Source organism: Bradyrhizobium sp. 41S5 (assembly GCF_011516665.3).
Lineage (GTDB): Bacteria > Pseudomonadota > Alphaproteobacteria > Rhizobiales > Xanthobacteraceae > Bradyrhizobium > Bradyrhizobium quebecense.
This window is the reverse complement of sequence record NZ_CP083721.1, coordinates 926,015-952,737: the sequence shown is the minus strand read 5'-3', so window position 1 is coordinate 952,737 and position 26,723 is coordinate 926,015. Positions and strand designations below refer to the sequence as shown.

At 65.5% G+C, this 26,723-nt stretch carries 22 protein-coding genes and 1 pseudogene; 16 read left to right on the top strand and 7 right to left on the bottom strand.

The annotated features are described in order from the left end of the window. The first annotated feature begins 108 nt into the window (after positions 1 to 108). From HAP47_RS04530 to HAP47_RS04515, 4 genes are all read left to right on the top strand, one after another. Entirely contained in the window at positions 109 to 1,917 is a 1,809-nt protein-coding gene (locus HAP47_RS04530) for a sensor histidine kinase (RefSeq protein WP_173639259.1), read from the top strand. Next, positions 1,914 to 2,354, top strand: coding sequence for an HPr kinase/phosphorylase (locus HAP47_RS04525; RefSeq protein ID WP_173639260.1), 441 nt, complete (start codon positions 1,914 to 1,916; stop codon positions 2,352 to 2,354). Before HAP47_RS04530 ends, HAP47_RS04525 begins: the two co-directional genes overlap by 4 nt. A 214-nt stretch (positions 2,355 to 2,568) precedes the next feature. Further along, positions 2,569 to 2,970, top strand: a complete 402-nt coding sequence (locus HAP47_RS04520; protein ID WP_021076632.1) for a PTS sugar transporter subunit IIA — start codon at positions 2,569 to 2,571, stop codon at positions 2,968 to 2,970. Further along, positions 2,967 to 3,293 carry an HPr family phosphocarrier protein gene (locus HAP47_RS04515; protein WP_173639261.1) on the top strand — a complete coding sequence of 109 codons (327 nt, stop codon included), beginning with the start codon at positions 2,967 to 2,969 and terminating at the stop codon, positions 3,291 to 3,293. The genes HAP47_RS04520 and HAP47_RS04515 overlap by 4 nt, the downstream gene beginning before the upstream one ends. 162 nt (positions 3,294 to 3,455) lie before the next feature. Here HAP47_RS04515 and HAP47_RS04510 read toward each other — a convergent pair whose 3' ends face one another. The 4 genes from HAP47_RS04510 to HAP47_RS04500 form a co-directional block, all read right to left on the bottom strand. Beyond that, entirely contained in the window at positions 3,456 to 5,069 is a 1,614-nt protein-coding gene (locus HAP47_RS04510) for a glycosyltransferase family 39 protein (protein ID WP_173639262.1), read from the bottom strand. Positions 5,070 to 5,243: 174 nt separating this feature from the next. Continuing rightward, a complete protein-coding gene (locus tag HAP47_RS04505; RefSeq protein WP_173639263.1) occupies positions 5,244 to 6,011 on the bottom strand; it encodes a M15 family metallopeptidase in 768 nt (255 codons plus the stop codon). Then, positions 6,012 to 6,425 carry a YARHG domain-containing protein gene (locus HAP47_RS41520; protein ID WP_371821797.1) on the bottom strand — a complete coding sequence of 138 codons (414 nt, stop codon included), beginning with the start codon at positions 6,423 to 6,425 and terminating at the stop codon, positions 6,012 to 6,014. It abuts the gene before it with no gap. After that, positions 6,383 to 7,381, bottom strand: coding sequence for a caspase family protein (locus HAP47_RS04500; protein ID WP_173639265.1), 999 nt, complete (start codon positions 7,379 to 7,381; stop codon positions 6,383 to 6,385). Before HAP47_RS04500 ends, HAP47_RS41520 begins: the two co-directional genes overlap by 43 nt. 161 nt (positions 7,382 to 7,542) lie before the next feature. Between HAP47_RS04500 and lepA the strand changes: the two genes are divergently transcribed. The 4 genes from lepA (at position 7,543) to HAP47_RS04480 (ending at position 12,612) form a co-directional block, all read left to right on the top strand. Beyond that, positions 7,543 to 9,354, top strand: a complete 1,812-nt coding sequence (lepA, locus tag HAP47_RS04495; RefSeq protein ID WP_173639266.1) for a translation elongation factor 4 — start codon at positions 7,543 to 7,545, stop codon at positions 9,352 to 9,354. 201 nt (positions 9,355 to 9,555) lie between these two features. Beyond that, positions 9,556 to 9,888, top strand: a complete 333-nt coding sequence (locus HAP47_RS04490) for a hypothetical protein (protein ID WP_173639267.1) — start codon at positions 9,556 to 9,558, stop codon at positions 9,886 to 9,888. Positions 9,889 to 10,065: 177 nt separating this feature from the next. Then, complete coding sequence (locus HAP47_RS04485; RefSeq protein WP_173639268.1) at positions 10,066 to 11,292, top strand: MFS transporter; 1,227 nt, start codon at positions 10,066 to 10,068, stop codon at positions 11,290 to 11,292. Between the two features lie 147 nt (positions 11,293 to 11,439). Beyond that, entirely contained in the window at positions 11,440 to 12,612 is a 1,173-nt protein-coding gene (locus HAP47_RS04480) for an acyl-CoA dehydrogenase family protein (protein WP_173639269.1), read from the top strand. Positions 12,613 to 12,625: 13 nt separating this feature from the next. On the opposite strand, the pseudogene HAP47_RS04475 reads toward HAP47_RS04480, so the two are convergent. Together HAP47_RS04475 and HAP47_RS04470 are read right to left on the bottom strand one after the other, a co-directional pair. Next, positions 12,626 to 13,341, bottom strand: a pseudogene (locus HAP47_RS04475) (IS5 family transposase). A 186-nt stretch (positions 13,342 to 13,527) separates the two neighbouring features. Beyond that, a complete protein-coding gene (locus HAP47_RS04470) occupies positions 13,528 to 14,043 on the bottom strand; it encodes a DUF2867 domain-containing protein (RefSeq protein WP_173639271.1) in 516 nt (171 codons plus the stop codon). A 1,759-nt stretch (positions 14,044 to 15,802) separates the two neighbouring features. Here HAP47_RS04470 and HAP47_RS04465 point away from each other — a divergent pair. Next, positions 15,803 to 17,749: a methyl-accepting chemotaxis protein gene (locus tag HAP47_RS04465; RefSeq protein WP_173639272.1), complete on the top strand. Its 1,947-nt coding sequence runs from the start codon at positions 15,803 to 15,805 to the stop codon at positions 17,747 to 17,749. A 70-nt stretch (positions 17,750 to 17,819) separates the two neighbouring features. After that, positions 17,820 to 18,275, top strand: coding sequence for a DUF1801 domain-containing protein (locus HAP47_RS04460; RefSeq protein ID WP_173639273.1), 456 nt, complete (start codon positions 17,820 to 17,822; stop codon positions 18,273 to 18,275). 245 nt (positions 18,276 to 18,520) lie between these two features. Here HAP47_RS04460 and HAP47_RS04455 read toward each other — a convergent pair whose 3' ends face one another. After that, on the bottom strand, positions 18,521 to 20,629 hold the full coding sequence (locus tag HAP47_RS04455; RefSeq protein WP_231168943.1) for a putative bifunctional diguanylate cyclase/phosphodiesterase: 2,109 nt from the start codon (positions 20,627 to 20,629) through the stop codon (positions 18,521 to 18,523). Between the two features lie 826 nt (positions 20,630 to 21,455). Between HAP47_RS04455 and mepA the strand changes: the two genes are divergently transcribed. The 6 genes from mepA (at position 21,456) to HAP47_RS04425 (ending at position 26,719) form a co-directional block, all read left to right on the top strand. Beyond that, entirely contained in the window at positions 21,456 to 22,403 is a 948-nt protein-coding gene (mepA, locus tag HAP47_RS04450; protein WP_173639275.1) for a penicillin-insensitive murein endopeptidase, read from the top strand. Positions 22,404 to 22,560: 157 nt separating this feature from the next. Then, entirely contained in the window at positions 22,561 to 23,064 is a 504-nt protein-coding gene (locus HAP47_RS04445) for a hypothetical protein (RefSeq protein WP_173640663.1), read from the top strand. Between the two features lie 190 nt (positions 23,065 to 23,254). After that, positions 23,255 to 24,040: a molybdate ABC transporter substrate-binding protein gene (gene modA, locus HAP47_RS04440; protein ID WP_173639276.1), complete on the top strand. Its 786-nt coding sequence runs from the start codon at positions 23,255 to 23,257 to the stop codon at positions 24,038 to 24,040. Between the two features lie 4 nt (positions 24,041 to 24,044). Then, the gene (gene modB / locus HAP47_RS04435) at positions 24,045 to 24,740 is read left to right on the top strand and encodes a molybdate ABC transporter permease subunit (protein WP_173639277.1); all 696 of its coding nucleotides are present in this window, start codon (positions 24,045 to 24,047) and stop codon (positions 24,738 to 24,740) included. A 2-nt stretch (positions 24,741 to 24,742) separates the two neighbouring features. Next, entirely contained in the window at positions 24,743 to 25,414 is a 672-nt protein-coding gene (gene modC / locus HAP47_RS04430; protein ID WP_173639278.1) for a molybdenum ABC transporter ATP-binding protein, read from the top strand. A gap of 93 nt (positions 25,415 to 25,507) precedes the next feature. Then, the gene (locus HAP47_RS04425; protein WP_173639279.1) at positions 25,508 to 26,719 is read left to right on the top strand and encodes a hypothetical protein; all 1,212 of its coding nucleotides are present in this window, start codon (positions 25,508 to 25,510) and stop codon (positions 26,717 to 26,719) included. Positions 26,720 to 26,723: the final 4 nt, after the last annotated feature.

Here is a 26,723-nt window from a genome sequence, read left to right as displayed (position 1 = left end):
TGCGCTTCCGGAGCGGCTTGTTAACTGACAGGCCCCGCACGGCTGGGGTAAGCTTGGGCGAGGACCTGCTTCGCGGGACGACATCCATACCAACCGGCAGCTTTGCCAGTGCTTGATCGAACGCAGCTCGAGCAGGGACTGAACACCGAGGACGCGTCACAGCTCCTCGATCAAGAGGCCGTGGCCGACGATTTGGCGCGGGACAAAGGCTGGCGCCGTCCGCTCGGCTGGGTGCGCCGCGCCGGACAGTTCTTCTTCGCGCTGTCGTTCTCGAGCCTGACGCGCCGCATCGTCTCGCTCAACCTGGCCGGCCTCGTCGCGCTGGTCGCCAGCATCCTCTATCTCTCGCAATTCCGCGCCGGCCTGATCGAGGCGCGCACGCAGAGCCTTCTGGTCTATGCCGAGATCATTTCGGAGGCGATCGCGGCGTCTGCGACCGTCGAAGGCAATACCGTCACCATCGATCCCGACCGGCTGCTCGACCTCAAGCCCGGCGAGAGCTTCGGCCAGCCGGATGAATCGGCGGATTTCCCGATCAACCCCGAGCGCGTCGCGCCGACCCTGCGCCGCCTGATCGCGCCGACCAAGACGCGGGCCCGCATCTTCGACCGCGACGGCGGCCTGATCCTCGACAGCCGCAACCTGTTCGCGCGCGGCGACGTGCTGCGCATGGAGCTGCCGCCGCCGTCGGAGAAGCCGTCGCTGTATGAGAAGACCAAGGCCACGATCAAGACCTGGCTCAACCGCGGCGACCTGCCGATCTACCGCGAACTCGGCCCCGAAGGCGGCAAGGGCTATTCCGAGGTCGCGCAATCGCTCGAGGGCATGAAGGGCAGCGCGGTGCGCGTCACCGAGCGCGGCGCGATCATCGTCTCGGTTGCCGTTCCGGTGCAGCATTTCCGCGCCGTGCGCGGCGCATTGATGCTGACCACCCAGGGCGACGACATCGACCAGCTGGTGATGTCCGAGCGCCTCGCCATCCTCAAGATCGGCGGGGTCGCATCGACCGTCATGATCATGCTGTCGCTGTTGCTGGCGAGCACGATCGCGGGGCCGGTGCGGCGGCTCGCCGACGGCGCCGAGCGCGTCCGCCACCGCATCCAGACCCGCGTCGAGATTCCCGACTTCACCGGACGCCGCGACGAGATCGGGCATCTCTCGGGCGCGCTGCGCGACATGACCAACGCGCTCTACAGCCGCATCGAGGCGATCGAGATGTTCGCCGCCGATGTCGCCCATGAGCTGAAGAATCCGCTGACCTCGCTGCGCTCCGCAGTCGAGACGCTACCCTTGGCGCGCAACGAGAACAGCCGCGCGCGGCTGCTCGCCGTGATCGAGCACGACGTCAAGCGGCTCGACCGCCTGATCTCCGACATCTCCGACGCGAGCCGGCTCGACGCCGAATTGCAGCGCCAGGACATGGCGCCCGTCGATCTGCGCCGGCTGCTGACCACGTTGACCAGCGTCGCCAACGAGACCCGGCTCGGCCACGACGTCGCCGTCGAAGTCCGCTTCGAAGGCCGTGGACCGACCGACACGCTCTCGGTGCCCGGCCATGATTCCCGGCTCGGCCAGGTGATCTCGAACCTGCTGTCGAACGCGCAATCGTTCTCCAAGCCGGGCGACAAGGTGCGCATCGTCTGCCGCCGCACCCGCGGCGAGGTCGAGATCGTGGTCGACGATGACGGGCCCGGCATCGGCGAGGACGCGCTGGAGCGGATCTTCGAGCGCTTCTACACCGACCGGCCGCACCAGGGCTTCGGCCAGAACTCCGGCCTTGGGCTCTCGATCTCCAAGCAGATCATCGAAGCGCATGGCGGGCGCATCTGGGCCGAGAACCGTCCGGGCCCTGCGGACGAAGACGGCAAGCCCACGGTCGCCGGCGCTCGTTTCGTGGTCAGGCTGCCGACACTATGAGCGACAATTCAAGCGTGCACGCATCCGCCGTTCTTGTCGGCGAGCGTGCGGTGCTGATCCGGGGTCCGTCGGGCGCCGGCAAGTCGCGCCTGGCCTTCGATCTGATTCTCGCTGGACGCACCGGAGCGCTTCCGCCGGCCATTTTAGTGGGGGATGACCGTGTCCATCTCGACACAGCCGGCGAACAATTGTGGGTTCGCCCGGCACAGCAATTGGCCGGTCTGATCGAGATCCGAGGCCTCGGAATCCGCCATTGTCCGTTCGCAGGTGAGGCCGTGGTCGGCCTGATCGTCGACCTTGCCGCCGACGATGCCGAGCGGCTAGCGCCGCCCGAGGCGCTCAAGACCCGCCTTAATGGTGTTTTAATACCGCGAATTCCTGTGCCGGCCGGCTTCCAACCCCTGCCGCTGGTTGTCGCTGCGCTGACGACAACCTGAAAGTTCATCCTCCCGTAATCTTGCGGCCAATTGTGGGAAGGGAATTGGTAACCATATCACATCCACTATCGCGTCGGATTTTGCCGGCGCAGCCTCCCCTCTCTACCGCCAGGAACCGGGAGACTAGCCAAGATGCCCTCTTGCGCAGGGCCTCTGGATGGTCAAAGTGGCGCGTTCGTGCGGTGCACCAAAGGGCGCCCGCGAGGAGTTTCCGATGATTGGTCTAGTGCTGGTGACCCATGGGCGCCTTGCTGACGAGTTCAGAGCCGCGCTCGAACACGTCATGGGTCCGCAGAAACAAATTGAAGCGATTACGATCGGGGCCGAGGACGATTCCGATCTCTGTCGAAGCGACATCATCGAGGCGGTGAATCGCGTCGATAGCGGCGACGGCGTCGCAATCCTCACCGACATGTTCGGCGGCACGCCGTCGAACCTTGCGATCTCCTGCATGAGCCGCCCGAAGGTGGAAGTGCTCGCGGGCATCAATCTTCCCATGCTGGTCAAGCTTGCCAAGGTTCGCGAGGAGCGCTCGCTGCCCGACGCGATCGCGATGGCGCAGGAAGCCGGCCGCAAATACGTCACCATCGCCAGCCGCGTTCTCGCAGGCAAATGAGCGGCGAGGCCCCGGGCGAAAACCATGTCGGCCCGGGCGTGCCAGCGGGCGCCATCTCGCGCGAACTCCTGATCGTCAACAAGCGCGGCTTGCATGCGAGGGCATCGGCCAAGTTCGTCCAGCTGGTCGAGCGCTTCAACGCCGAGATCTGGGTGACGCGCGGCGGCGAAACCGTCGGCGGCACCTCGATCATGGGCTTGATGATGCTGGCCGCAGGGCCCGGCACCACGGTCGTGGTCTCCGCGAAAGGCGACGAGGCGCAGCAGGCACTCGACGCGATCGCCGAGCTCGTCGCCAGCAAGTTCAACGAAGAAGGCACGTAAGACGATCCTTCGCCGCTACTCTCTCCGTCATCCTAAGGTGCGAGCGGAGCGAGCCTCGAAGGATGCACGGCCCGCCAGTGGCCGTCGATCCTTCGAGGGCCGCTGAAGAAGCGGCCACCTCAGGATGACGGGAAACGGCACGGCACCGATGCCTGGAAATGGCTACTTCGCCGGCGGCACCAGATAGACCTTCCACACCGTCGACGGGCCGGGATGGCCGTTGAAGAAGCGCATGGTGTTCATCACCAGCGGCTCGGCATCCTTGGCATGCTCCGCCATCCATGCCTCGCATGGCTGCAGGAACACCGGATCGGTCGTGTCGCAGACGCCGATGAAGCCGAGGCGCTTGGCTTCGTCGAGCGACGTCAGCCCCGACGACCACGCTTCGCCCGGCACCAGCGAGGCAGGATGATCCGGACTGTAGAACGTCATCGGCTCGCCGATGTCGGAGCGTGCGACAACCACCGCCCAGCGCGAATGGAATCTGTCCTGCCAGGTCTGGGTGAGCTCGCGCGCCAATTCAGAGCGCGCGGCGTAGGTCGAGCCACCGACACGGTTGGACGCGATCTCCTGCGTGGCGATGCTGGGCGCGGCGATCAGCGTGATGATCGTGGCCACGAACCAGACTGCCGTGATCGAGAACAGCGCCATCCGGGGGAAACGCAACGAGGGGATCGCAACCAGCGCAAGCGGCACCAGGAAGAACAGCGGGATGCCCCAATCGGTCTTGATATAGACGGTGAATGCCAGTGCGCCGAGCGGCGGCCCGATCGCGACGATCAGCTGGATGATCCAGATGTTGAGCGCCTGCGGAAGATTGACGGCCGGATTGGGTCCGCGCGACCAGATCCGCGCCAGCACGTCCGAAGGCCGCCATGGCACCGACCCCAGCAGCAGCGCCACAAGGCCCAGTACGGTCGGAATCGCGAGCAGACCGAGATTGTGCACGATGTAGCCGATCACGAGCTGGACATTGAGCTCGCGGCTCGACAGCGCGTAGACGTCGCCGGCATAGGTGAACGGCACGAAGTTCACCTCCTCCAGCCACACCAGATGCGGGATCATCGTCACGATCATCGTGCCGATCGCAACCCATGGCGCCGGCGAGCGCAGGAATTGCATCCGCTGCGGATGGATCAGCGCGGCAAGCCCGACGGCGCCGATCATCGTCACCACCCAGTATTTGGTCATCAGCGCCAGCATGCCGGCAAAGCCGAGCCAGAGCCCCGATTTGAAGCTGCGCTTCTCGAACGCGTTCAGATAGGCCAGCACCAACAGCGGCAGCGGCACCAGCTGCGCGAGGTCGGCGTTGTATTTGAAGCCCTTGAAATTGAAGATCGGGTAGAGCGCGAGCATCACCACCATGAAGAACGCACGGCGGCGATCGACGACGCGCAGCGCAATCAGCCAGCACACCACCAGCGCGAAGCTGACGGTTGCCATCGCGAGCGCGTAGGTCGACCAGTTGGTGACGGGGAAGATCCTGAACCAGACCCCCGCGATCCAGCCCGACAGCGGCGGATGCTTGCCATAGCCGAGCAGGAAGCGCTGGCCCCAGGCATAGGCCTCCGCGACGTCCATATGGACGTCCTGCGCAGCCTTGAGCTTGACCAGGATCAGGGTCCACAGCACCGCGTGAACCAATGCGAAGCCGATCACCAGCCACAGGCTGGTCTTGGGATCGGTGGCGCGCGAGGCAATCCAGGCGGCGATCCGCCGGATCGTCAGTCTGCGGGTCGTACGCCTTGCGGCAGGGAGGGTGGTGGCGGTCGACATGGCCTGTGCCTGAGGCATGACCCGGAAACGTGGAAAGCGGTTTCCCGGAAGGATCATGCCGAATGGAAGCGGAAGGAGCGATGAGTGAGTGCTCACCAGCATTTCATCGCGCTTTAGCGCGTTTTTGTGGCCAGTGTAATCAGCTTGGCGTGAGAATGCCTCCAGCCGGCCGGTTCATTTTTCGAGAAGCTCGGGCCGGTACTCGAAATGCATGGTATCGTAGTGATACCACTTGCCGCCCCAGATGAAGCCATGGCGCTCGAAAATGTCGACGATCTCGCGCGGCATCCGGTTCTTGTAGGGGATGGTTTTGCCCTTGCCCGCCCACAGCCAGTAATCCGAGACTTTCAGGTTGAGGTCGATCGCGGCCGCATAGCCATGCATGCTCATCCGCCCGGTATCGGCGACGGCGCGACAAGATAGCACACCCGCGATCGGAAAGGCCGCGGCGCGCAGCGCCGGATCGAGCGCGTCGATCTCGGCGGAGACCTGCTTGAGGCGCTCGGCCACGCCGTTGACCCGCGTGACCTGAACCGGCTTGCCCCAGGACCGCGGCAGCCAGGTGATCGTCACCAGGTTCCGCCTAACCTCCGCCGTATGACAGTCGCCGTACATCTTCTTGAAGAAGGCCTCGTTGCGGAAGCGGCCGGGATCGACGTTCGGGGCCGGCGGCGCTGCTGGCCCGGACGGATAGGACTGCCGCATCTGGTCGAGGATCGAGGCATTGCGCAGCATCTGATCGAACGGCTTGCCGGCGACGCCGTCGTCGACCGGCATCACCGTGCCGTCGCGCCAGGTGATCGTGGTGTCGTCATGGCCGGACAGCGCGTCCGGATAGGCGCGCACCAGGCGGTCGAGCAATTCGCTTTTGCTCTGCGCGTGCGCAAACGGCGTCAGCAGCGCCAGCAAGGCAACGATGCAGGCCGTGCCGCGCGCGGCCATTCAGCGCTTTCCAGCCTGATCGATCAGCGCGATATTGGCCTCCTCGATCGCGTTCAGCTTCGGATTCCAGCTGTTCGGCGCATACCAAGGGAAGCGCGCAAAATACGCCTTGAGATCGGCGGAATCGAAATAGCGTCCCCTGCGGGCGAAGATCTCGTTGCGCGCGATCCGCAACTCATCCCGCGACAAACGCCGCAGATCGGCAGGGGTCAGCAGACGCCGGTCGGAATCCGGGAAGATGAATCCGCTCGGCGCAGCGCCAGCACCGGATTCGAAGCGATCGATCAGCGCGACGTTCGCGCTCTCGATCGCATTGAGCGGCGGATCCCATGAGCGGGGCACGTACCATACGAACCTGCTGAATCGCGCGGTCAGGTCGGGCGCGTTGAAGTAGCGCCCGCGCCGCGCGAAGATGTCATTGCGCGCGATCCGCAGATCGCGCTGAGCAGCCTGAGATCGCTCTCCGACAGCAGGCGGCTGTCGGAATCCGCAATGATGAAGTCCGATTGCGTTCGTACCACCGGCGGTGCCGATGGCGGCACGTTTTGCGGCGGCAGGCTTTGCTGCGGCCGGATCGCCGTTGCCGGCGGATCGACGGTTGCAACCTGAGCCGGCGCGTTGCCGGCGAAATAGAACGAGCCGTCGATCGGCGAGGTCGATACCCAGGGCTGCTGCGCGCTGCCGGTCGCGCGCTTGACGACGAGGCCGACCTGATTGAACGCCTGCAGCACGTCGAGCCCGGGCTTCTGCATGGTGTCGACGAGGGCGCGCGTGTAGGGGCTGTGGCCGTCATCGCCGTCGAGCGCGACGTTGCCCGGCTGGGTCGCGTAGGACAACAGCGTGCCCTCCGGCGCGCGGATCTGGGCAAGGCCGCCGTCGGCGGCGCGCAAGCCGCGCCCGCCGAACGGATTGTTCCGGCAGGCGTCCAGGATGACGATGTTGAGACGCGTGCCCGCGCCTTCCATCTGCCGCAGCACCAGGCCGACATCGACCATCTGGAAATCGACATCGACCTCGCGCACAGGGTTCGCCGAGACCGGCACCAGATAATTCGTTCCGCGCACCTGGATGCCGTGGCCGGCGTAATAGAACAGCGCGACGTCCGCGCCCATCAGCTGGCTGCCGAAGCGCTGGATCGCGGCATCGAAACCGGCCTTGTCCAGATCGACCTGGGCTTGCCCGCCGACCAGCGCAAAGCCCAGCCGCTGCAGCGTGTCGGCCAGGAGCTCTGCATCGTCCTTCGGATTCTGCAACCGCGACACGTTCTGATAGGTCGAATTGCCGACGACCAGCGCGACACGCTTGTCGGCGGCCGCCGGCGCTGCGAACAACACGGCGAGCAATCCGACGGCGAGAAGGGTCCAGCGCATCGTCAGGTCCACGGTTTTGGGCCGAAAGACCTAGCAGAAACGTGCCCTAAAATCGATCATGGCGGATCTGACTGAAACACGGCCGTGATTCGCCGTCACACCCCTGCAAAATACCGCAATATGGTTGCCCGCGCGGGGGTGCGGATGCTATCCCGCGCCCCATGACAACTGCCCCGATTTCGAACATCCGCAACTTCTCCATCGTCGCCCATATCGACCATGGCAAATCGACCCTTGCCGACCGCCTGATCCAGATGACGGGCGGCCTGTCGGATCGCGAAATGGCGGGCAAGGAGCAGGTGCTCGATTCGATGGATATCGAGCGCGAGCGCGGCATCACCATCAAGGCGCAGACCGTCCGGCTGAACTACCGCGCCAAGGACGGCAAGGATTACATCTTCAATTTGATGGACACGCCCGGCCATGTCGATTTCGCCTACGAGGTCTCGCGGTCGCTGGCGGCCTGCGAGGGTTCCCTGCTCGTGGTCGACGCCAGCCAGGGCGTCGAGGCGCAGACGCTCGCCAACGTCTACCATGCGCTGGACGCCGGTCACGAGATCGTGCCGGTCCTGAACAAGGTCGACCTGCCCGCGGCCGAGCCCGAGAAGGTCAAGCAGCAGATCGAGGACGTGATCGGCATCGACGCCTCCGACGCCGTGATGATCTCGGCCAAGACCGGCCTCGGCGTGCCCGACGTGCTGGAGGCCGTCGTCACCCGCCTGCCGCCGCCGAAGGGCGACCGCGACGCGACCTTGAAGGCGCTGCTGGTCGACAGCTGGTACGACGTCTATCTCGGCGTGGTCGTCCTGATCCGCGTCGTCGACGGCGTGATGAAGAAGGGCAGCCGCATCCGAATGATGGGCACTGGCGCTGCCTATGACATCGAGCGCGTCGGCTTCTTCACGCCGAAGATGCAGCAGGTCGAGGAGCTCGGCCCCGGGGAGATCGGCTTCATCACCGCGGCGATCAAGGAAGTCGCCGACACGAGAGTGGGCGACACCATCACCGACGACAGGAAGCCGGTCACCGACATGCTGCCGGGCTTCAAGCCGGCGATCCCGGTCGTGTTCTGCGGCCTGTTCCCGGTCGACGCCGACGATTTCGAGACGCTGCGCGCGGCGATGGGCAAGCTCAGGCTGAACGACGCCAGCTTCTCCTTCGAGATGGAAACCTCCGCTGCGCTCGGCTTCGGCTTCCGCTGCGGCTTCCTCGGGCTGTTGCATCTGGAGATCATCCAGGAGCGGCTGTCGCGTGAGTTCGACCTCAATTTGATCGCGACCGCGCCGAGCGTCATCTACAAGATGAAGCTGACCGACGGCACCGAGCTCGAGATCCACAACCCGGTCGACATGCCCGACGTGGTCAAGATCGCCGAGATCGAGGAGCCGTGGATCGAGGCCACCATCCTCACGCCCGACGAATATCTCGGCAGCGTGCTGAAGCTGTGCCAGGACCGCCGCGGCGCGCAGAAGGAGCTCACCTATGTCGGCTCCCGCGCGATGGTGAAATACGACCTGCCGCTCAACGAGGTGGTGTTCGATTTCTACGATCGCCTGAAGTCGGTCTCCAAAGGCTACGCCTCGTTCGACTATCATCTGACCGACTACAAGCCGGCCGACCTGGTTAAGATGCAGATCCTGGTCAACGCCGAGCCGGTCGACGCGCTGTCGATGCTGGTGCATCGGACCCGCGCCGAGGGCCGCGGCCGCGCCATGGTCGAGAAGATGAAGGAGCTGATCCCGCCGCACATGTTCCAGATCCCGATCCAGGCGGCGATCGGCGGCAAGGTGATCGCGCGCGAAACCGTCCGCGCGCTGCGCAAGGACGTCACCGCGAAGTGCTACGGCGGCGACATCACGCGCAAACGCAAGCTTCTGGAGAAGCAGAAGGAAGGCAAGAAGAAGATGCGGCAGTTCGGCAAGGTCGACATCCCGCAGGAAGCCTTCATCGCCGCGCTCAAGGTGGACAGCTGAGGCGACGACACGGACTGTCGCCGGCTTGACGACAACCACGCCGGCCCGGCCCTAATCGAAAATCTCGAAAACAACCCCATGCAAAGTAGCCCGATAGCTGACACGCTGTCGCAGGCGCGCTTGTTGCCCATTCTTGTCCCGGCAACAAAACGCACCATGATTTGAATCGCCACGGCGCAGCGGCCCGACTAAGCTCCCATCATGTTGCGCATCCTGTCTCTCTCGATCGTCATCCTCGCGTTGCTGCAGCCGGACCTGAGTTCTGCCGCCTCCTCGAAGAAGCGGCAGACCGCCCGCTGGCATGGCTATGGCTTCCTGCCCGGCTACCGGCAGCCGCCCAACCAGACCATTCCGGTGCTCGGTCCGCGCGGCGCCGCCCGCGGCTACCCGGACTTTTCGCCGCAATATTGGTATGGCGGCGATTGGCACTATTTCGGCCGGCCCGGCTTCCATGGCGGCGGGCGCTACAATGGTGGCAGCTACGGCCCGTGCTGGAGCTGGACGCCGATCGGACGCGCCTGGAACTGCGGCTAGCCTGACCGCCGGCCCTCTCCGTCAGACCCCAAACCCTGGCTGACCTGCGCGCGCACAGCTTCGAGCCATGCGCGGCGCGACATCCGCTCACGAGCAAGCGAGCTTGCCCGCGGCGGACGGATGCGCCACCATCCCGGCAAGCGTGGACCAACAAGAACCGCGCAGACGGGGAAGCGCATGAGCAAGGACGCTCGGTTCGACTATGGCTGGGTCGTCGTCGGCGCGGGCGCGCTGATGACCTGCGTCGGCTTCGGCACCATGCTGTCGCTCGCGGTGTTCCTGCAGCCGATCTCGGATGCGATGGGCTGGTCGCGTGCCGGCGTATCGGCCGCCGCGACGCTGGATTTCCTCTGCATGGGTTTTGCGGCGTTCGCCTGGGGCGCGCTGTCCGACCGCTTCGGCACCCGCATCGTGGTGCTGGCGGGCAGCCTGCTGCTCGGGCTTGGCCTCGTGACGGCAAGCCAGGCGCAGAGCCTGTGGCAATTCCAGCTCTGCTTCGGCGTGCTGATCGGGATCGCCGCCGGCAGCTTCTATGCGCCGATGATGGCGCTCGCGAGCGCCTGGATCGACAATCATCGCAGCCTCGCCGTCGCGCTGGTGTCGGCCGGCATGGGTGTCTCGCCGCTGACGGTCGCACCATCCGCCAGCTGGCTGATCACGGCCTATGACTGGCGCTTCGCGATGCTCGTCATCGGCATCGCCGCGTGGGCGTTATTGATTCCCGCCTCGTTCCTGGTGCGCCCGGCGCCGCAGGGAACGACCGTCGCGATCCCAACGGCTGGCAATCCACCGCAAGCGGAATGGAGCGTGGCGCAGGCGCTGCGCACGCCGCAATTCATCACGCTCGCACTGGCCCATTTCGCCTGCTGCGCGGCGCATTCGGGCCCGATCTTCCACATGGTGTCCTACGCCATGGTGTGCGGCATCGCGCCGCTCACCGCGGTCACGGTCTACAGCCTCGCCGGCTTCTCCGGGCTCGGCGGACGCCTGCTGCTCGGGGTGCTGGCCGACCGGCTCGGCGCCAAGCCGGTTTTGGTCGGCGGCCTTCTGGTGCAGGCGCTGTCGATCGCGACCTATCTCGCAGTGGCGCAGCTAGGCGAGTTCTACGCGCTGTCGGTGGTGTTCGGCCTCGCCTATGGCGGCGTGATGCCGCTCTATGCCGTGCTGGTGCGCGAGTTCTTCGGCGCGCGCATCATGGGCACCGTGTTCGGCGCGGTGTCGGCCTTTGCGAGCCTCGGCATGGCGCTCGGGCCGTGGGCCGGCGGATACGTGTTCGACACGTTCCATGGCTACACGTGGCTGCACGCCGGTTCCTTCGCGATCGGCCTTGCCGCGGTCGCGGTGGCGCTGAGTTTCTCGACCAAGCGCCAGCCGTCGCTCGATCTCGGCCGCGCCGCCGCCTGAGCGCGGATGCATGGGTCGATCGCGCGCGCGGCCGCGATGGATAGCTGATCTGCGCCAGCGCCGCCCCGCCTTGCCCTCTCCTGCCGGATGGGCCACCATCGCCTGCCCCGCCCAACAAGAACGTCAGAAGGGGCGCCGAGGACACGCATGAACAAGCCGCAGGGAGTAGACCTTGTCGAGCGGGCGCGCGCGCTGGCGCCGCTGATCATGAGCGAAGCCGACGAGATCGAACGGACGCGGCGGCTGACGCCTTCCGTCACCGCGGCCCTGGTCGAGAACGGGCTCTATCGCGCGCTGCTGCCGAAGCGCTTCGGCGGCGCCGAGGCGACGCTGGACGCGTTCATGCAGATGCAGGAGGAGATCGCCAAGGCCGATGCCTCAACGGCCTGGTGCCTCGGCCAGTGCAGCGTCTGCGCCATGACCGCAGCCTATCTCGAGCCCGACGCCGCCAACGCGATCTTCAACACCGCGCCCGGCATCCTGGCCTGGGGCGCGATCGCCCATGAGGTGCGCGCCGAGCCCGGCGGCTACCGCGCCAGTGCGCGCTGGGATTTCGCCTCCGGCTCGCGGCAGGCAAGCTGGCTCGGCGCCCATGTCCGCGTCGTCGAGGCCGACGGCTCACCGCGCAAGAAGGCCGACGGCTCGCCGGAAATCCGCACCATCCTGTTTCCGGTATCGCAGGCTGTGATGTACGACGTCTGGGACGTGATCGGCCTGAAGGGCACCGGCACCGATTCCTATTCGGTCGACGACCTCTTCATTCCGGAAAAGTTCGCCGCGTTGCGCGACGACCCGGCCGCGTGCCGCGAGCCGGGGCCGCTCTACAAGCTCTCGACCAACATGGTGTTCAGCATGGGCTTTGCCGCCACCTCGCTCGGCGTCGCCCGCGCCATGCTGGATGCGGCGACCGAGCTCGCGCGGGCTAAGACCCCGCAGGGCCTCAAGGCGATGCGCGACAACAACGCCGTGCAGGGCCAGATCGGCCGCACCGAGGCGAGCCTGCGCGCCGCGCGCGCCTATCTGTATGCGACCGCCCACGATGTCTGGAGCGATCTCGCCCGCGGCGATCCGATCAGCGAGGCACATCGCATCGCGATCCGCATCGCCTCGACCTGGACCATCCACCAGTCCGCCGCGGTGGTCGACATCACCTATCACATGTCGGGGGCCACGGCGGTGTTTGCGAAGAATCCGTTCGAGCGACGGTTTCGTGACATGCATGCGATCGCGCAGCAGATCCAGGCCCGCGACACCCAGTATGAGGACGCCGGCAAGGCGATCCTTTCGGGCAATCTCTCCGCTCCGCCGACGACGCGCTAGGTCGTGTGGACACTTACCGCATCCATAGGACGGTGGCTGCGATGGTAACGACGGCAAGGTAATTTCGGGCGGTCTTTTCGAAGCGGGTTGCGACGCGGCGGAATTGCTTGAGTTTTGAGAAGCAGCACTCCACGAGATGACGCTGGGCATAGAGATGCTTGTCGAGCGGATATTTGAGTGCCCGTGACGGATTGTTGGGGATGACGGCGAGTGCTCCCTTGGCGGCGATGGCTTGGCGCAAATGATCGGCGTCATAGGCTGTATCGGCCATGACGACCTCGGCTGGTAATCCCTCGAGCAAAGCAGCCGCTTGTGGCGCATCGCCCTTCTGACCTGCGCTCAGCGTGAACCGTACGGGACATCCCAAGCCCCGAACGGCCATGTGAATCTTGGTGCTCAGACCACCGCGCGAGCGGCCGATCGCCTGATCTTCAGACCCCCTTTTTTGGCCCCGGCAGCGTGCTGGTGGGCTCGGACGATGGTGGAATCGACGATCAGATATTCGAAGTCCGGATCATCGGACATCACCTCGAAGATCCGCCACCAAACTCCCTTGAGGCTCCAACGACTGAAGCGACGGAAGACGCTGTTCCAGTCCCCGAATGCTTCAGGCAGATCACGCCAGGGAGCGCCCGTACGAACGATCCAAAGCACGCCTTCCACGAGCATCCGATTGTCGCGCCCGGTCGAGCCTTTCTGGTCAGGCCGACCTATAATCAGAGGCGCCATTCGTTCCCATGCCGCATCGCTCAAAACCAAACGGTCCAGCACACCCAAGACTGCCTCCCCAAAGGCAGCCTTGAATCTGATTTGCTCCTAAAAGGGAATCCCTAGAGTCCACACGACCTAGAGCGGGATGACGTCAGATTGAACCCGGGCGTGTGCTCATGAATCCGCCATACAGCTCTACTGCATTTATGTTTGTGCACAGCGCGCCAGGTTGGCCCTGACCACGAGGTGATGAAAAGGCCTGATCGCGTTGAGATAGGTGAAGCCCAGGGCATTGTGGGTGTGCACAACGGTTGTCGCGATGAGCAACGTGCCTGTTGGAGAATGGCGCCGGAGCAGCGATAGCCGGAAGTCCAGGTGTCGATCATCCGTACCGAGCACAATTTCGTCCTTGCCCTCCCAGTGCACCGGGAAGAAGTCCACCCGTTCATGGCTGTCCGGGAACGTCCTGACGGTATCGGAGGTTTTGATGCCAAAGGGCGTAACCATGGCGTCGCGCAGCGCGATCAACCCCTTTTGCCACGCGGGTGGATTGACGAGTGTCCGCGTCGCTAGTTCGCGCATGCTCGGCTGTTCCGATGCACCCAGGTCGATGCTGTAGCTATCGAGTAAACTGGCGTTCCCGTACCAGCTCGCAACGACACTTTCCGACGGCGGCGTCGTCCGGCGTACCCGCGGTTTGCGGTCTAGACCCATGCTCATGACGATGTCACCTATGCGAGGAGCCAACAGGAAGAGCTATTCTCAGTTTTAGACGCAGTAATTTCCCCTACGCTGAGCTCGCAACTCGTCGCTGGTTTGCAGATCTTCAACTCTACGGTGGTCGGCGCGGGGTCTCAAGGCCGATCTACGCGTCAAGGAATTGATCCCACGAACGATAGAGAGGTCAATGTTCGAGGCTCGTTCACACGCAAATCGCGAAGGACTGATTGCGGCTAGCCGCATTGAGAAGGAAGCCTGCTTTAGGTCAAAAGCCGTCGATCGCGACCGAATCCAGGGACTTCGGTTCACTTCGGAGAGCGGACGTTCTCGAAGGTCATTCAGACCGTCAGCTATGGGCCACATGCGACATCGCGGGCTTGACCTGATATGAAAGAGGCCGCCAACTGAGGCAGCCTTTTTGAAGGTGTTGCATGCCGACTTGGTTGATGAGAGTTGCCGTAGGATGCGGGACTACAGTCGTGTCGTTCGCCGCGATGGTGCTGTTGGCTACTTTGGCGGTGTACTTTAGCTACGGTACCCTTGGAACGGATTACAACAGTTCCCCGGACTCCCTCTTTCTGGTGGTGCTCGCTTCACCGCTGTTCTTGCTTGCGAGCATTATTTTGGGAATTGTCGTCGGACACCGAATGAAGCTGTCCCAAAGCAGTAGGTAATTCAGACCGCATTTCCGCTTTGGGCTGATGTCGCATATGGGTCAAATTCGGAAGTCGGAACGCGCGATCGCGACGTCCGCTTCACTCCCGGCACCGGACCTTTAATAGCCAGCGCGGCACTTCCGAGAAGGGCCAATAGCGGACTGACAGGAGACCGCTCATCTGGTCGCACAATCAATGATCTGAAATAGAGGAAGCTGAGCGACCACGGCGGAAAGAATACACATACATGTCAGAATGTACGGTACGGGCACCAAGAACTGTTCGTTCGTCTTAGTCGTTCTTTCTAGGGACTTTTCTATGCACCAGTCCCAGCGAAGAACGATGAAGCACGCGAACGCCAGCGTCGGACCGGTCCACCCCAGCCAACATAAGCCAAAGTGACGTCTGGACTGCATCTCGCAAATGCCATCCGGGACATGCAGCCGGAGGAGTAAAGAACAACAATATTGCCGCTGCGCTCATGGCGAGAAGAACCGCGGTAAGAACTACGTTACGAGCCAAGCTCATGAGTAACCTGTGTACGGCGCAAGCATCGATAGGTAGCATTAGGTTGCAACAGACTGCGTCGTCAACCGTTAGCGCGAGTGCTCAATTTTGAGTGAAGCGATTGCGACTTCCGCCTTGGGTCATTCTCGACCGATTTCAAGGTGGCTTCGCGGTGTCTGCTTATTCTCCGGAAGCGGACATCGGCCCGCTGGCGTTTATGAGTACGCGCCCTAACGACCGCGAGGACGATGCGCTCCTCTCTCGCTCGTGGAGGGCTGGGGTTGGGGGTAGCGCCGCGAATGCCATCGTGGAGAGAGCCCCACCCGCCGCGCTCCGGACGACGCTCCGCGTCGCTCGGGGCGCGTCGGCCTAAGAGCGAGCTTCGCTGGTCTCGACCGCCCCCGCAAGCGGGAGAGGCGAAGCGAGTCTGCGGTCCGACTGCTTCAACCCAATCTCATTGCGCTTTAGCCGGACAGTACGAAAGTCGCACCGCCCGCAATGATCGCGGCACGAATACCGGCGGCAACAACATCCGGTTGTTAAGCTTTTTCTGAGACTTTCCGCCCGCCGCTAATGCCTGGAGTTCCACCGGTACCATGTTCAAGCTTCGATCGATTGCCGCCCGCCTGATCCTGGCGATTTCGCTGACCGTCGCAGTCGCCTGCGCCATCCTCGGCGGCTTCTGCATCAGCCAGCAGCGCACGCTGACGCGGCTCGCGCTCGATCAGCAGCTCAAGCTGCAATATGACAGCGTGATTGCAGCGATCGAGTACGAAGGTCGCGCGGCATTGGCCGTCAGTTCCGCCATCGCGGCGCTACCGCCGGTCGGCGACGCGATCGTCAGGAACGATCGCGACGCCCTTGCGGCGCTGCTCGGGGATGCCAACAAGGCACTGATCGCGCAGGGCATCCCGCTGATTACCTTCCAGACACCCCCGGCGCTGTCGTTCTATCGCGTGCACGCGCCCAAGGTCTTCGGCGACGACGTATCCGGGCGCCGCACGACCGTGGTCGAGGCAATCAGGAGCGGCCGATCGATCGTCGGCGTCGAGCCTGGCCGCGAGGCACTCGGCATCTTCGGCATGACCCCGATCATCCGCGACGGCAAGAGCATCGCCAATGTCGACGTCGGCGCCGCCTTCGGCAAGGAATTCGTCGACCGCGCCAAGAAGCGCTTCGGGATCGACCTCGCCGTGCATTCCTTCGACGGCAAGGGCTTCAGGCGGCTGTCCTCGACCTTCGGCGACACCGTGGTCGCGACCCAGGACGAGCTCAAGGGCGTGATGAACGGCGCAGCCCTGCTGCGCGATGCGAAGCTCGACGGCCATGCGGTGGAGCTCTATCTCGGGCAGATCAAAAACTATGCCGGCGAGCCGGTCGCCGTGCTCGAGATCATCAAGGACACCAGCGACTATGAAGCCGCCGCGGCGAGCGCGCAGCGCAATCTGATCCTCGGCACCGTCGCGATCCTGGCCGCGGCCGTGTTGCTCGCGTTCCTGCTCGGCCGCGGCCTGTCACGGCCGCTGACCGCGATCACCGCGGTCATGAACCGGCTGTCCAGCGGCGACACCAGCGTCACGATCCCCGGCAGCGAGCGGCGCGACGAGCTCGGCACGATGGCCAAGGCGGTCGACGTGTTCCGCCGCGGCATGCTCGAAACCTCCTCGCTGCGCGATGCACAGGAGGCCGACAAGCAGGCGCTGCAGCGGCAGATGGCCGACCGCTTCGAAGCCGACGTCAAGGGCATGGTCGCCGCCGTCGCGCAGTCGTCGAGCGCCATGCAGCGCGTCGCGGGCGAGATCACCACCAGCGTCAACGGCACCTCCGAACGGACCGCAGCGGCAGCCGCCGCGTCCGAGGAGGCGTCGGCCAGCGTCAATGCGGTCGCAGCCGCCACCGAAGAGCTGGCCTCCTCGATCACCGAGATCGGCCGCCAGGTAACCCATTCCAGCCGCGTCGCCGACAATGCCGTGGCCAAGGCGATGGAGACCACCGAGATGGTGACGAGCCTTGCCGCCTCCGCGGAGAAGATCGGCGACGTGCTGCGCCTGATCAGCGCGATCGCGAGCCAGACCAATCTGCTGGCGCTCAATGCCACCATCGAGGCGGCGCGCGCCGGCGAGGCCGGCCGCGGCTTTGCCGTGGTCGCCGCCGAGGTGAAGGAACTGGCGAGCCAGACCGCGAAGGCGACCGACGAGATCGCCGGCCAGGTCGGCGCGATCCAGTCCGCCACCGGCAACTGCGTCAGCGCGATCGGCGACATCAGCGGCACCATCCGCGAGATTTCGGGCATCGCCACCGCGATCGCGGCCGCAGTCGAGCAGCAGGACTCGGCGACGCGGGAGATCGCCCGCAGCGTGCAGCAGGCATCCTCCGGCACCGTCGAGGTCTCCGCCAATATCGCGGGCGCCAGCGGAGCCGCCGGCCAGTCCCGCGCCCTCACCGGCAACGTGCTGGATACCTCCAGCCAGCTCGGCGATCACGCCTCCGCGCTGTCGCACAGCGTCGACACGTTCCTCGCCGGTCTGCGCAACGCGGCCTGAGCGGCGGGCCACGTGACTTTCAAGGCGCTATGGTAGATTGACGCGAGACGTCGTCCTCGCGGAGCCCTCCATGCGCAAGCCGGCAACATCGACCAGCAAGGCTTCACGACGACCGCAAGCGAAAGCGGCGGATGCGCTGTTCGACGCATACCCTGCCCCGATCAAGGCCAAGCTGCTGGCGCTGCGCCGGCTGATCTTCGACACCGCGAAGGCCACGGGGGGCGTCGGCGCGCTGGAAGAGACGCTGAAATGGGGGCAGCCGAGCTACCTCACGCCGGAGACCGGCAGCGGCAGCACGATCCGGATCGATCAGGTGAAGCCCGCCGCCGACCAGGTCGCGGTCTACTTCCATTGCCAGACCAATCTGGTCGAGACCTTCCGCGAGCTCTATCCCGAGCTCAGCTACAGCGGCAACCGCGCGATCCTGCTCGACGTCGCGGGCAAGCTTCCGGAGGCGGCGCTGCGCCACTGCGTGGCGCTCGCGCTGACCTATCACTTGAGGCGGAAGACAGGCGCGTCGAACTAGAGCGGGATGAATTTTGGTTGAATCGGCTTGCCGCGATTTCGGTTCACCTCTCCCCGTCGGGGAGAGGTCGGGTTGCTCTCGGCGATGCGAAGCATCGTTCGGTGCAATCCGGGTGAGGGCTCTTGCTCTTTCGATAGACCGTAACCCCTTACCCGGTTTGCTGCGCAAATCGACCTCTCCCAAGGGAGAGGTGAACTTTCGACGCCGTTCCTGCTCATTGCAATGACGCGGTGGCGGCGACTTCGCTACGCCGCCGTCGCGACGCGCTGCGCCTTCAGCAGGCTGATGACTTCGGCGTTCGGCCGGGCACGGCTGAACAGAAAACCCTGGCCCTCGTGGCAGCCTTCGGCGCGCAGGCAGCTCAGCTCCGCCTCGGTCTCGACGCCCTCCGCGGTGATGGTGACGCCGAGCCCGACGCCGAGGCTGACGATCGAGCGCACGATCGCCTGCGCGTCCGGGTTCGCGCCGAGGTCGCGCACGAACGACTGGTCGATCTTGATCTTGTCGAACGGAAAGCTGCGCAGATAGCTCAGGCTCGAATAGCCGGTGCCGAAATCGTCCATCGACATCCGCACCCCGAGCGCACGGAGTGCATGCAGCGTCGCCAGCACCTGGCTGCTCTTCTCGAGCAGCAGCGTCTCGGTGATCTCGAGTTCGAGCCGGCGCGCCGGCAGGCCGGATTGCCGCAGCGCGTCGGTGACCAGCGCCAGCAGGTTGCCGGTGCGGAATTGCAGCGGCGACAGATTGACCGCGACGCGGACGTCGTCGGGCCATTGCGCCGCGTCCATGCAGGCGCGACGCAGCATCAGCGCGCCCAGCGGATTGATCAGGCCGGTCTCCTCGGCCACCGGGATGAACTCGCCGGGCGAGATCATGCCGCGCTCCGGATGCGGCCAGCGCACCAGGGCCTCGAAGCCGGTGATGCGTCCGCTGGTGAGATCGACCAGCGGCTGGTAATGGGGCCGCAGGCCTTCATTCTGGATCGCGCCGCGCAGATCGATCTCGATCTTGCGGCGGCTCTGCGCGCGCGCATCCATCTCGGCCTCGAAGAAGGAGAAGGTGCCGCGGAATTCGCTCTTGGCGCGCGACAGCGCCATGTCGGCGCTCTTCAATAGTTTCTCGGAATCCTCGCCGTCGCCGGGCGACATGGCGATCCCGATGCTGGCGCCGACCACCACCGAATGGCCATCGAGCAGATAGGGCTCGCCGATCGCATCCAGGATCCGCCGCGCCAGCAGCACCGCGTCCTCGGGCCGCATCACGCCGCCCTGCACGATGGTGAATTCGTCGGAGTTGAGCCGGGCCAGCGCGTCTTCCTCGCGCAGCGTCGAGCGCAGCCGCTTGGCGACCCCGCGCAACAGCTTGTCGCCGATGCCGTGGCCGAGCGTGTCGTTGACCGCCTTGAAATTGTCGAGCCCGAGCATCAGCACCGCGACCTTGTCGGTCGAGCGGCGGGTGTGCTGCAGCATGTCCTCCATCTGCTGGCGCAGCAGATTGCGGTTCGGCAGGCCGGTCAGGCTGTCGTGCTGGGCCATGAAGGCCAGCCGCGCCTCGGCGCGCTTGCGCTCGGTGATGTCCATCAGCGCGAGCAGCATCGCCGGCTGGTCGCCATGCATCAGCTGGCGCGAATAGATCGCCAGGTCGATCAGCGTGCCGTCCGCGCGCACATGCTTCCAGGTCCGCGCCGCCTGCTCGTCGCTGCTGCGCCCTGCGGCCCAAGGCAGCTCGGCGTCGAAGGCCTGCAGGCTCCTGATCGTCATCTTCTCGAATTCGGCGCGGACATAGCCGTAATGCGCGATCGCGGCGTCGTTGACCGCGAGGATCTTTTCGCCGTCGAGCGCGCACAGGATCATCGGCACCGGGTTGCCGTCGAACAGCAGGCGGAACGAGGCCTCGCGCTGTTTCAGTTCGGTGATGTCGATGCGCAGGCCGACGATGCCGCCATCCGAGGTCAGCCGCTCCTCGATCAGCACCACGCGGCCATCGGCCAGCACCTGCTCGTGCCGCTCGCCCGGCCGGTACATCCTCTCGAGCCGCTCGGCGATCCACTCTTCCTCGCGCCCGGCGGCCTCGGGATAGTCGCCGCGCGCGACGCCGACGCGGATGGTGTCTTCCAGGCGCGCACCCTGCTCGAACAGGTCGGAACTGCGCTTGTAGATTTCCGAGTATTTCTTGTTCCAGAGGGTGTAGCGGCCTTCCGCGTCCAGGAACACGATGCCTTGCGGCAGGATGTCGATCGCCTCACGCAGCCGCGCATTGGACTTCCGGGCCTCGGCGATCGCGGCATCGGCCTGCGCGCGCTGGCGCACCAGTTCGCCGATCTCGACGGCGGTGCGGCGCGAACTGCCGGACATCGTCGGCATCGGCCTCACCCGGCGGCCACGAGGACCGGACAGTTTGGCCTGTTTCGGCTTCTTGATCTTTTTCGGCCGCATCATCGGTATCGCACGCCCCACGCGCATTCCAGTTCGACGACACTTCTGCGATAAGTGTCTGAAAAATTGGTATCTCTCGGCGAATAGCTGCGCTGCCTGAGAAAGCCGTAACTGCCTGCTTTGCGGGCGAGTTCACGCCAAACGCGAGGGGCTGATGCTGCGCAAGCGTCGCTGCGCGCAGATTTGCAGCGTGGAAGCGCCGGAGCGTGGTGAAGGAAGGGTAAACCAACATCGGCCTGCACAGTGAATGCGCCGAAACCGCGGCAAGCGCATCAATGTTTGCCAGCGTGTGACAGGGTTATCACGCGGTAAAGGCGCGACCGGATTCACGCCGTGCTGCGACACCAGTTGGTGATCTCGATCCGCGTGCCGTAGCCGCGGCGCCCGGTCGACACCGGCCAGTTATAGCGCATCGCGCCGTCGACGCTGACCGCCATGCGCTGCTGATTTATCGATGTGAACGACGATGTCGGCTTGCGCCGGAGAGAGTGCCAATGTCGACGCGGCAATCACGGCGGCACATGCCAGCCGTACGCAACATACGCTCGTCGTCATCACGCCTGCCCTGAAATTATGCGCGCATGATGCCGCGAGCGGCGCGCTTGTAAAGTGGCGTGGATCACATGCGAGCCGGCAAGCCGCGGGTCATCTTGGACCCGCCTTGTGGGCGATCAAGCAAATGGGATGAAAGCGCGGTTGGCCTGCCTCGAATCCATGTTAGCCTTGCGCAGACAGAGTGATCCGAATGACATCCCGCCTGCGTCTGATCCCGCTCCTGATCTCCGCCCTCGTCGCCTGCACCATCTCCGCACGTGCGCAGGACAAGGGCTCGCTCAATCCGCAGCCATTGCCGCCGCTCGCCAGCCCTGACGATCCGAAGATCGGGGCGAAGCAGCTGTTCGCGCGCAAGGTGTTGCCGGCGGCGCTGCCGACCCAATCGATCGGCGGCTACACCAAGGGCTGTCTCGCCGGCGCCGCGCAGATGCCGCTCAACGGCGACACCTGGCAGGTGATGCGCCTGTCGCGCAACCGCTATTGGGGTCATCCCGACATGATCGCGCTGTTGAAGCGGCTGGCGGCTCACGCGCACAAAGACGCCGGCTGGCCGGGCATCCTGGTCGGCGATATCGGCCAGCCGCGCGGCGGTCCCGCGCTCTCCGGTCATGCCAGCCACCAGATCGGGCTCGACGCCGACATCTGGCTGACGCCGATGCCGGATCGCAAATTGTCGCGCGAGGACCGCGAGGAGATGTCGGCGGTGATGATGGTGCGCGACGACCGGCTCGATATCGATCCGCGCGTCTTCACGCCCGGTCATGTTCTGGTCCTCCGCGACGCGGCGCGGGAGCCGGCGGTGCAGCGCATCTTCGTCAATCCCGCAATCAAGAAGGCGCTGTGCCGCGAGGCCAAGGGCGACCGCAGCTGGCTGTCGAAGATCCGGCCGTGGTGGGGCCACGACTACCACTTCCACATCCGCATGCGGTGTCCGTCCGGCAGCCCCGCATGCGAGGGGCAGAAGCCGCAATCGGAGGGCGAAGGCTGCAAGCCGTCCGATCTCGCCTTCTGGTTCAAGGACTCGGTGCTGCATCCAAAGCCTCCGCCGAAGCCGCCGAAACCGCGCCCGCCGATGACGCTGGCGCAGATGCCGGCGGCCTGCAAGACGGTGCTGAACGCAGCCGACGCCAGGCAGTAATATTCAGAGCAATAACATCTTTGTCAGGCGGCTTTTCCGGCCGGCTTGAACTGCGTTATGATCTCGCGTCGTCGCGCCGTAAGCGCGTTCGAGCGATGGATCGGGGCCGCTGATCTAGTTTCATCCGTCACAATTGCACTGGACCAGTCATGCGCAAATCGCTCCTCGCCGCATCGCGCTCCTGCTTGCCTCAGTTCCCGCCTTCGCGGCGGAAGAGCCGAGCGGCTGCGACAAGTTCAAATGGTCGATCGACCGCGCACGCGCCGCGCTCGCCGCGCCCGATCGCGCCAGGCTTGCCTCGGGCAGCGAACAGGCCGCGCTGCCGTCGACCGCCATCACGCTGGCGCTTGTCGCGCCCGGCGACGCCAAACTGCCGAGCCCGCCGGAGCGTGCACCGAAGGATGGCACCTTCGCCGGGTTCGCCAGCTTCAAGGCCGCACCGAAGGCCGGGCTCTACACCGTCAGCCTGTCGGCCGGGGCCTGGGTCGACCTGGTGCAGGACGGCCATTTCCTGAAGCCCAAGGCGTTCAGCGGCGCGACCGACTGCGACGGCATCCGCAAGACCATGAAATATGACCTCGCTGCCAGCCCCTTCGTGCTGCAGGTCAGCGGCTCAAAAGAGAACTCGCTGTCGATCGCGATCCAGCCGTCGGACGAATAGGACGACCGGTTAGACAAACGGTCGCCTTTACCGTAAGTCCCAGCCTGCTATGTTTGCAGCGCGATATCCCTGAGGACCGTAAGTCCTTCGGAGACCCGCGGAACAGCGCTTCCGTCCGTCGCGCCCAGAACCCACCCAACGCCTGATTCGCGCGCGCCCGTTTGCGCGCGAGCTCGCACGGAGCGCTTCCATGTCACGACTTGCCGGACTTTTCACTGCCTTCGTCATCCTGCTCGGCGCGATCCATTCGCCCGCGAGCGCCGAAGACAAGACGCTCACCGTCTTTGCCGCCGCCTCGATGAAGAACGCGCTCGACGAGATCGATGCGGCCTACACCGCCAAGACCGGCGTCAAGATCAGCGCCAGCTATGCCGCGAGCTCGGCATTGGCAAGACAGATCGAGCAGGGCGCGCCGGCCGACGTGTTCGTCTCCGCCGACACCGACTGGATGGACTATGCGATCAAGCAGAAGACCATCAATGAGCCGACGCGGGTCAACCTGCTCGGCAACTCGATCGTGCTGATCGCGCCGAAGGATTCCATGATCGGCAATGTCAGCATCGGCCCGGGCTTCGATCTCGCCAAGCTCGCCGGCGACGGCAAGATCGCAACCGGCGACGTCAAGGCGGTGCCGGTCGGCAAGTACGCCAAGGCCGCGCTCGAAAAGCTCGGCGCCTGGCAGGCCGCAGAGCCGAAATTCGCGATGGCCGAGAGCGTGCGCGCGGCACTGACGCTGGTGGCGCGCGGCGAAGCCGTGCTCGGCATCGTCTATTCGACCGACGCCAAGGTCGAGCCGAGCGTCAAGATCGTCGGCACCTTCCCGGCCGACACCCATCCCGCGATCATCTATCCGGTTGCGGCGACCACGACCGCCAAGCCCGAGACCGCTGACTATCTCGCCTTCCTGCGTTCTTCCGCGGCGAAGACGATCCTCGAGAGGTACGGCTTCAAGTTCCTGATCAGCCCGACGACGTAAGCACGTGCTGGAGATCTCGCCGACCGAATGGACGGCGATCCTGCTGTCGCTGCGGGTCGCCGTGATCGCAACGCTGGTGGCGACCCCGTTCGGCATAGCGGTCGCCTGGCTGCTGGCGCGGCGCGATTTCTGGGGCAAGTCGCTGCTCGATGCCGCCGTGCATCTGCCGCTGGTGCTGCCGCCCGTCGTCACCGGCTATCTGCTGCTGCTGACCTTCGGCAAGCGCGGACTGGTCGGCGGCTGGCTCGCCGATCATCTCGGCATCGTATTCGCGTTCCGCTGGACCGGCGCTGCGCTCGCTTGCGGCGTGATGTCGTTTCCGCTCCTGGTGCGCCCGATCCGGCTTTCGATCGAGGCGGTCGACCGCCGCCTCGAGCAGGCCGCCGAGACGCTCGGCGCCGCGCCCTGGCGGGTGTTCGCAACGGTGACGCTGCCGCTCGCGCTGCCGGGCGTGCTGGCCGGCATGGTGCTCGGCTTCGCCAAGGCGATCGGCGAGTTCGGCGCGACCATCACCTTCGTCTCCAACATCCCCGGCGAGACCCAGACCATTTCATCGGCGATCTATTCGCTGATCCAGACGCCCGACGGCGACACGGCCGCAGCGCGGCTCGTGATCATCTCGGTGGTGCTCGCGGTCGGTGCGTTGGTCGCAGCCGAAGTGTTCGCACGCCGCGCCACCGCGCGCCTGCACGGACAATAGCGATGCTGCGCGTCGACATCACCAAGCAGCTCGGAGAGTTCTCGCTCGCGGCGTCGTTCAGCAGCGAGGGCCGCGTCACAGGCCTGTTCGGCGCGTCCGGCGCCGGCAAGACGTCGCTGATCAACATGATCGCCGGGCTGGTTCGTCCTGATCGCGGCACCATCGTGATCGACGGCGAGACGGTCGACGACACCGCAGCCGGCATTCACGTCCCGACCTGGCGCCGCCGCATCGGCTACGTGTTCCAGGACGCGCGGCTGTTTCCGCATCTCGATATCAGGCAGAACCTCGATTACGGCCGCCGCATGAACGGCCTCACCGAGGATCCTGCGCTACACAAGCGCGTCGTCGACCTGCTCGACATCGGCGCCCTGCTCGACCGGCGCCCCGGAAAGCTCTCCGGCGGCGAGCGGCAGCGCGTCGCGCTCGGCCGGGCGCTGCTGTCCAAGCCGAGGCTATTGCTGCTGGATGAGCCGCTGGGCGCGCTCGACGAGAGCCGCAAGCTCGAGATCCTGCCCTACCTGGTGCGGCTGCGCGACGAGGCCGGCGTCCCGATGGTCTATGTCAGCCACGACGCCGCCGAGCTTCGCCAGCTCGCCACCCAGATCGTGATGCTGCGCCGCGGCCAGGTCACCGCGTTCGGCGGTGTTAAGGTGTTGACGGGCGGCGCGTAGCTGGCCGTTTTTCCGAAAGTCGGCATAAGATAGCCCATCTTGTCTGCTAGGCTCGGATCGGGACATCCGATCGGGCATGGGGAAAGGTGCACTTTGCGACTGACTGGCTGGGTATTGCTGGTGATCGGCGGGCTGCTGTGCGCCACGATTTCGTGGGCCGCGCTCGGCTTCCTGCTGATGGGCATCGGCCTGATCTCGCTGCAGGTCGCCGAGCGCCGCCGACGCCCCGGCGATGACGCCGTGCCGGCCGGGGCCGGCGGATTTACTCCGCCGCGCCTCAGTGCCGGGCTGCAGCCGCCGACCCTCGAGCCGGTCAGCCAAGGCACTGGCCAAGACACCGGTCGGGACACCGGTCGGGACACCGGGCCGCAGCGCCAGCCGCGCCGGGTGGCCTGGCCCGACAAGAACGGCGACGCGCCCTATGACCGGCAGGCCTGGCGCCGGCTGGTCGAGAGCGATCCCGATCTCGCCCAGCTTGCCAAGGTGCTGGCCGATTACGGCCCGCAATATGTCGATGAGCTCGCGGCCAGCTATCTCGCCGCCCCCGACAAGAGCCGCCTGGGCGCGATCGTCGACGGCATCATCGCGCACGCCCGCGACGGCCAGCCGGCGCCGCCACCCACGCCGGTCGAAGGATCGCGGCCACCGCCGCTGCCGCCCCGGCCGGAGCCAGAGCAGGTGGCCGCCCCTGCCGCCAAGCCAGCGGCTTCGCCGAGCAATTCCGCCGATGCGCTGGAAGCGTCCCTGCTCGCCACGGTCGAGCAGGCTTCCGCCAGGATCGCGGCCGAACGCGCCGGTCTCTTCAAGCCTGCCAGGGAGCTCGGTAAGGAGCCGGGCAACGCCACCGACAGCCGGCCGTCGCCGGCGAGCCAGCGGGAACCGCTGTTCGGTCGTGCACGCCGGGACGCGAAGCCCGCCGAGCCGCCCCCGGTCCCGACCGAGACGCCCGCCGACCTCGAAGCATCGTTGATCGCCGCGGTCAGCGAGACCGCCGCCAGACGGGCGGACACGTTCAAGCCGGAGCCGGAACCAACGCCGCCGCAGCGCGAGCCCGAGATCCGCGCCGTCGCCCCGCCGAAGCCCGTTGCGCCACCGCCCGCCAACACGCTGCCGGCAAAAACACCGGCCGACAATCTCGACGAGACACTGCTCGCGGCGCTGGCCGAGATTTCCGGCCAGAAGTTCAAGGACGAGCCGAAGCCGGACGCTGCGTCCAAGGCCCCGCCGGGCTCGCCGGCGGACGACGTCCTGTCCGACATGATCGAGAAGTTCGCACCGGATTCGAGCTTCCTGCGCAAGCAGTGACCGG

Coding starts and splice junctions, on each gene's coding strand:
- HAP47_RS04525 (WP_173639260.1), top strand. CDS start 1,914: ATGAGCGACAATTCAAGCGTGCACGCATCCGCCGTTCTTGTCGGCGAG.
- HAP47_RS04520 (WP_021076632.1), top strand. CDS start 2,569: ATGATTGGTCTAGTGCTGGTGACCCATGGGCGCCTTGCTGACGAGTTC.
- HAP47_RS04515 (WP_173639261.1), top strand. CDS start 2,967: ATGAGCGGCGAGGCCCCGGGCGAAAACCATGTCGGCCCGGGCGTGCCA.
- HAP47_RS04510 (WP_173639262.1), bottom strand. CDS start 5,069: ATGTCGACCGCCACCACCCTCCCTGCCGCAAGGCGTACGACCCGCAGA.
- HAP47_RS04505 (WP_173639263.1), bottom strand. CDS start 6,011: ATGGCCGCGCGCGGCACGGCCTGCATCGTTGCCTTGCTGGCGCTGCTG.
- HAP47_RS04500 (WP_173639265.1), bottom strand. CDS start 7,381: ATGCGCTGGACCCTTCTCGCCGTCGGATTGCTCGCCGTGTTGTTCGCA.
- lepA (WP_173639266.1), top strand. CDS start 7,543: ATGACAACTGCCCCGATTTCGAACATCCGCAACTTCTCCATCGTCGCC.
- HAP47_RS04490 (WP_173639267.1), top strand. CDS start 9,556: ATGTTGCGCATCCTGTCTCTCTCGATCGTCATCCTCGCGTTGCTGCAG.
- HAP47_RS04485 (WP_173639268.1), top strand. CDS start 10,066: ATGAGCAAGGACGCTCGGTTCGACTATGGCTGGGTCGTCGTCGGCGCG.
- HAP47_RS04480 (WP_173639269.1), top strand. CDS start 11,440: ATGAACAAGCCGCAGGGAGTAGACCTTGTCGAGCGGGCGCGCGCGCTG.
- HAP47_RS04470 (WP_173639271.1), bottom strand. CDS start 14,043: ATGAGCATGGGTCTAGACCGCAAACCGCGGGTACGCCGGACGACGCCG.
- HAP47_RS04465 (WP_173639272.1), top strand. CDS start 15,803: ATGTTCAAGCTTCGATCGATTGCCGCCCGCCTGATCCTGGCGATTTCG.
- HAP47_RS04460 (WP_173639273.1), top strand. CDS start 17,820: ATGCGCAAGCCGGCAACATCGACCAGCAAGGCTTCACGACGACCGCAA.
- HAP47_RS04455 (WP_231168943.1), bottom strand. CDS start 20,629: ATGTCCGGCAGTTCGCGCCGCACCGCCGTCGAGATCGGCGAACTGGTG.
- mepA (WP_173639275.1), top strand. CDS start 21,456: ATGACATCCCGCCTGCGTCTGATCCCGCTCCTGATCTCCGCCCTCGTC.
- modA (WP_173639276.1), top strand. CDS start 23,255: ATGTCACGACTTGCCGGACTTTTCACTGCCTTCGTCATCCTGCTCGGC.
- modC (WP_173639278.1), top strand. CDS start 24,743: ATGCTGCGCGTCGACATCACCAAGCAGCTCGGAGAGTTCTCGCTCGCG.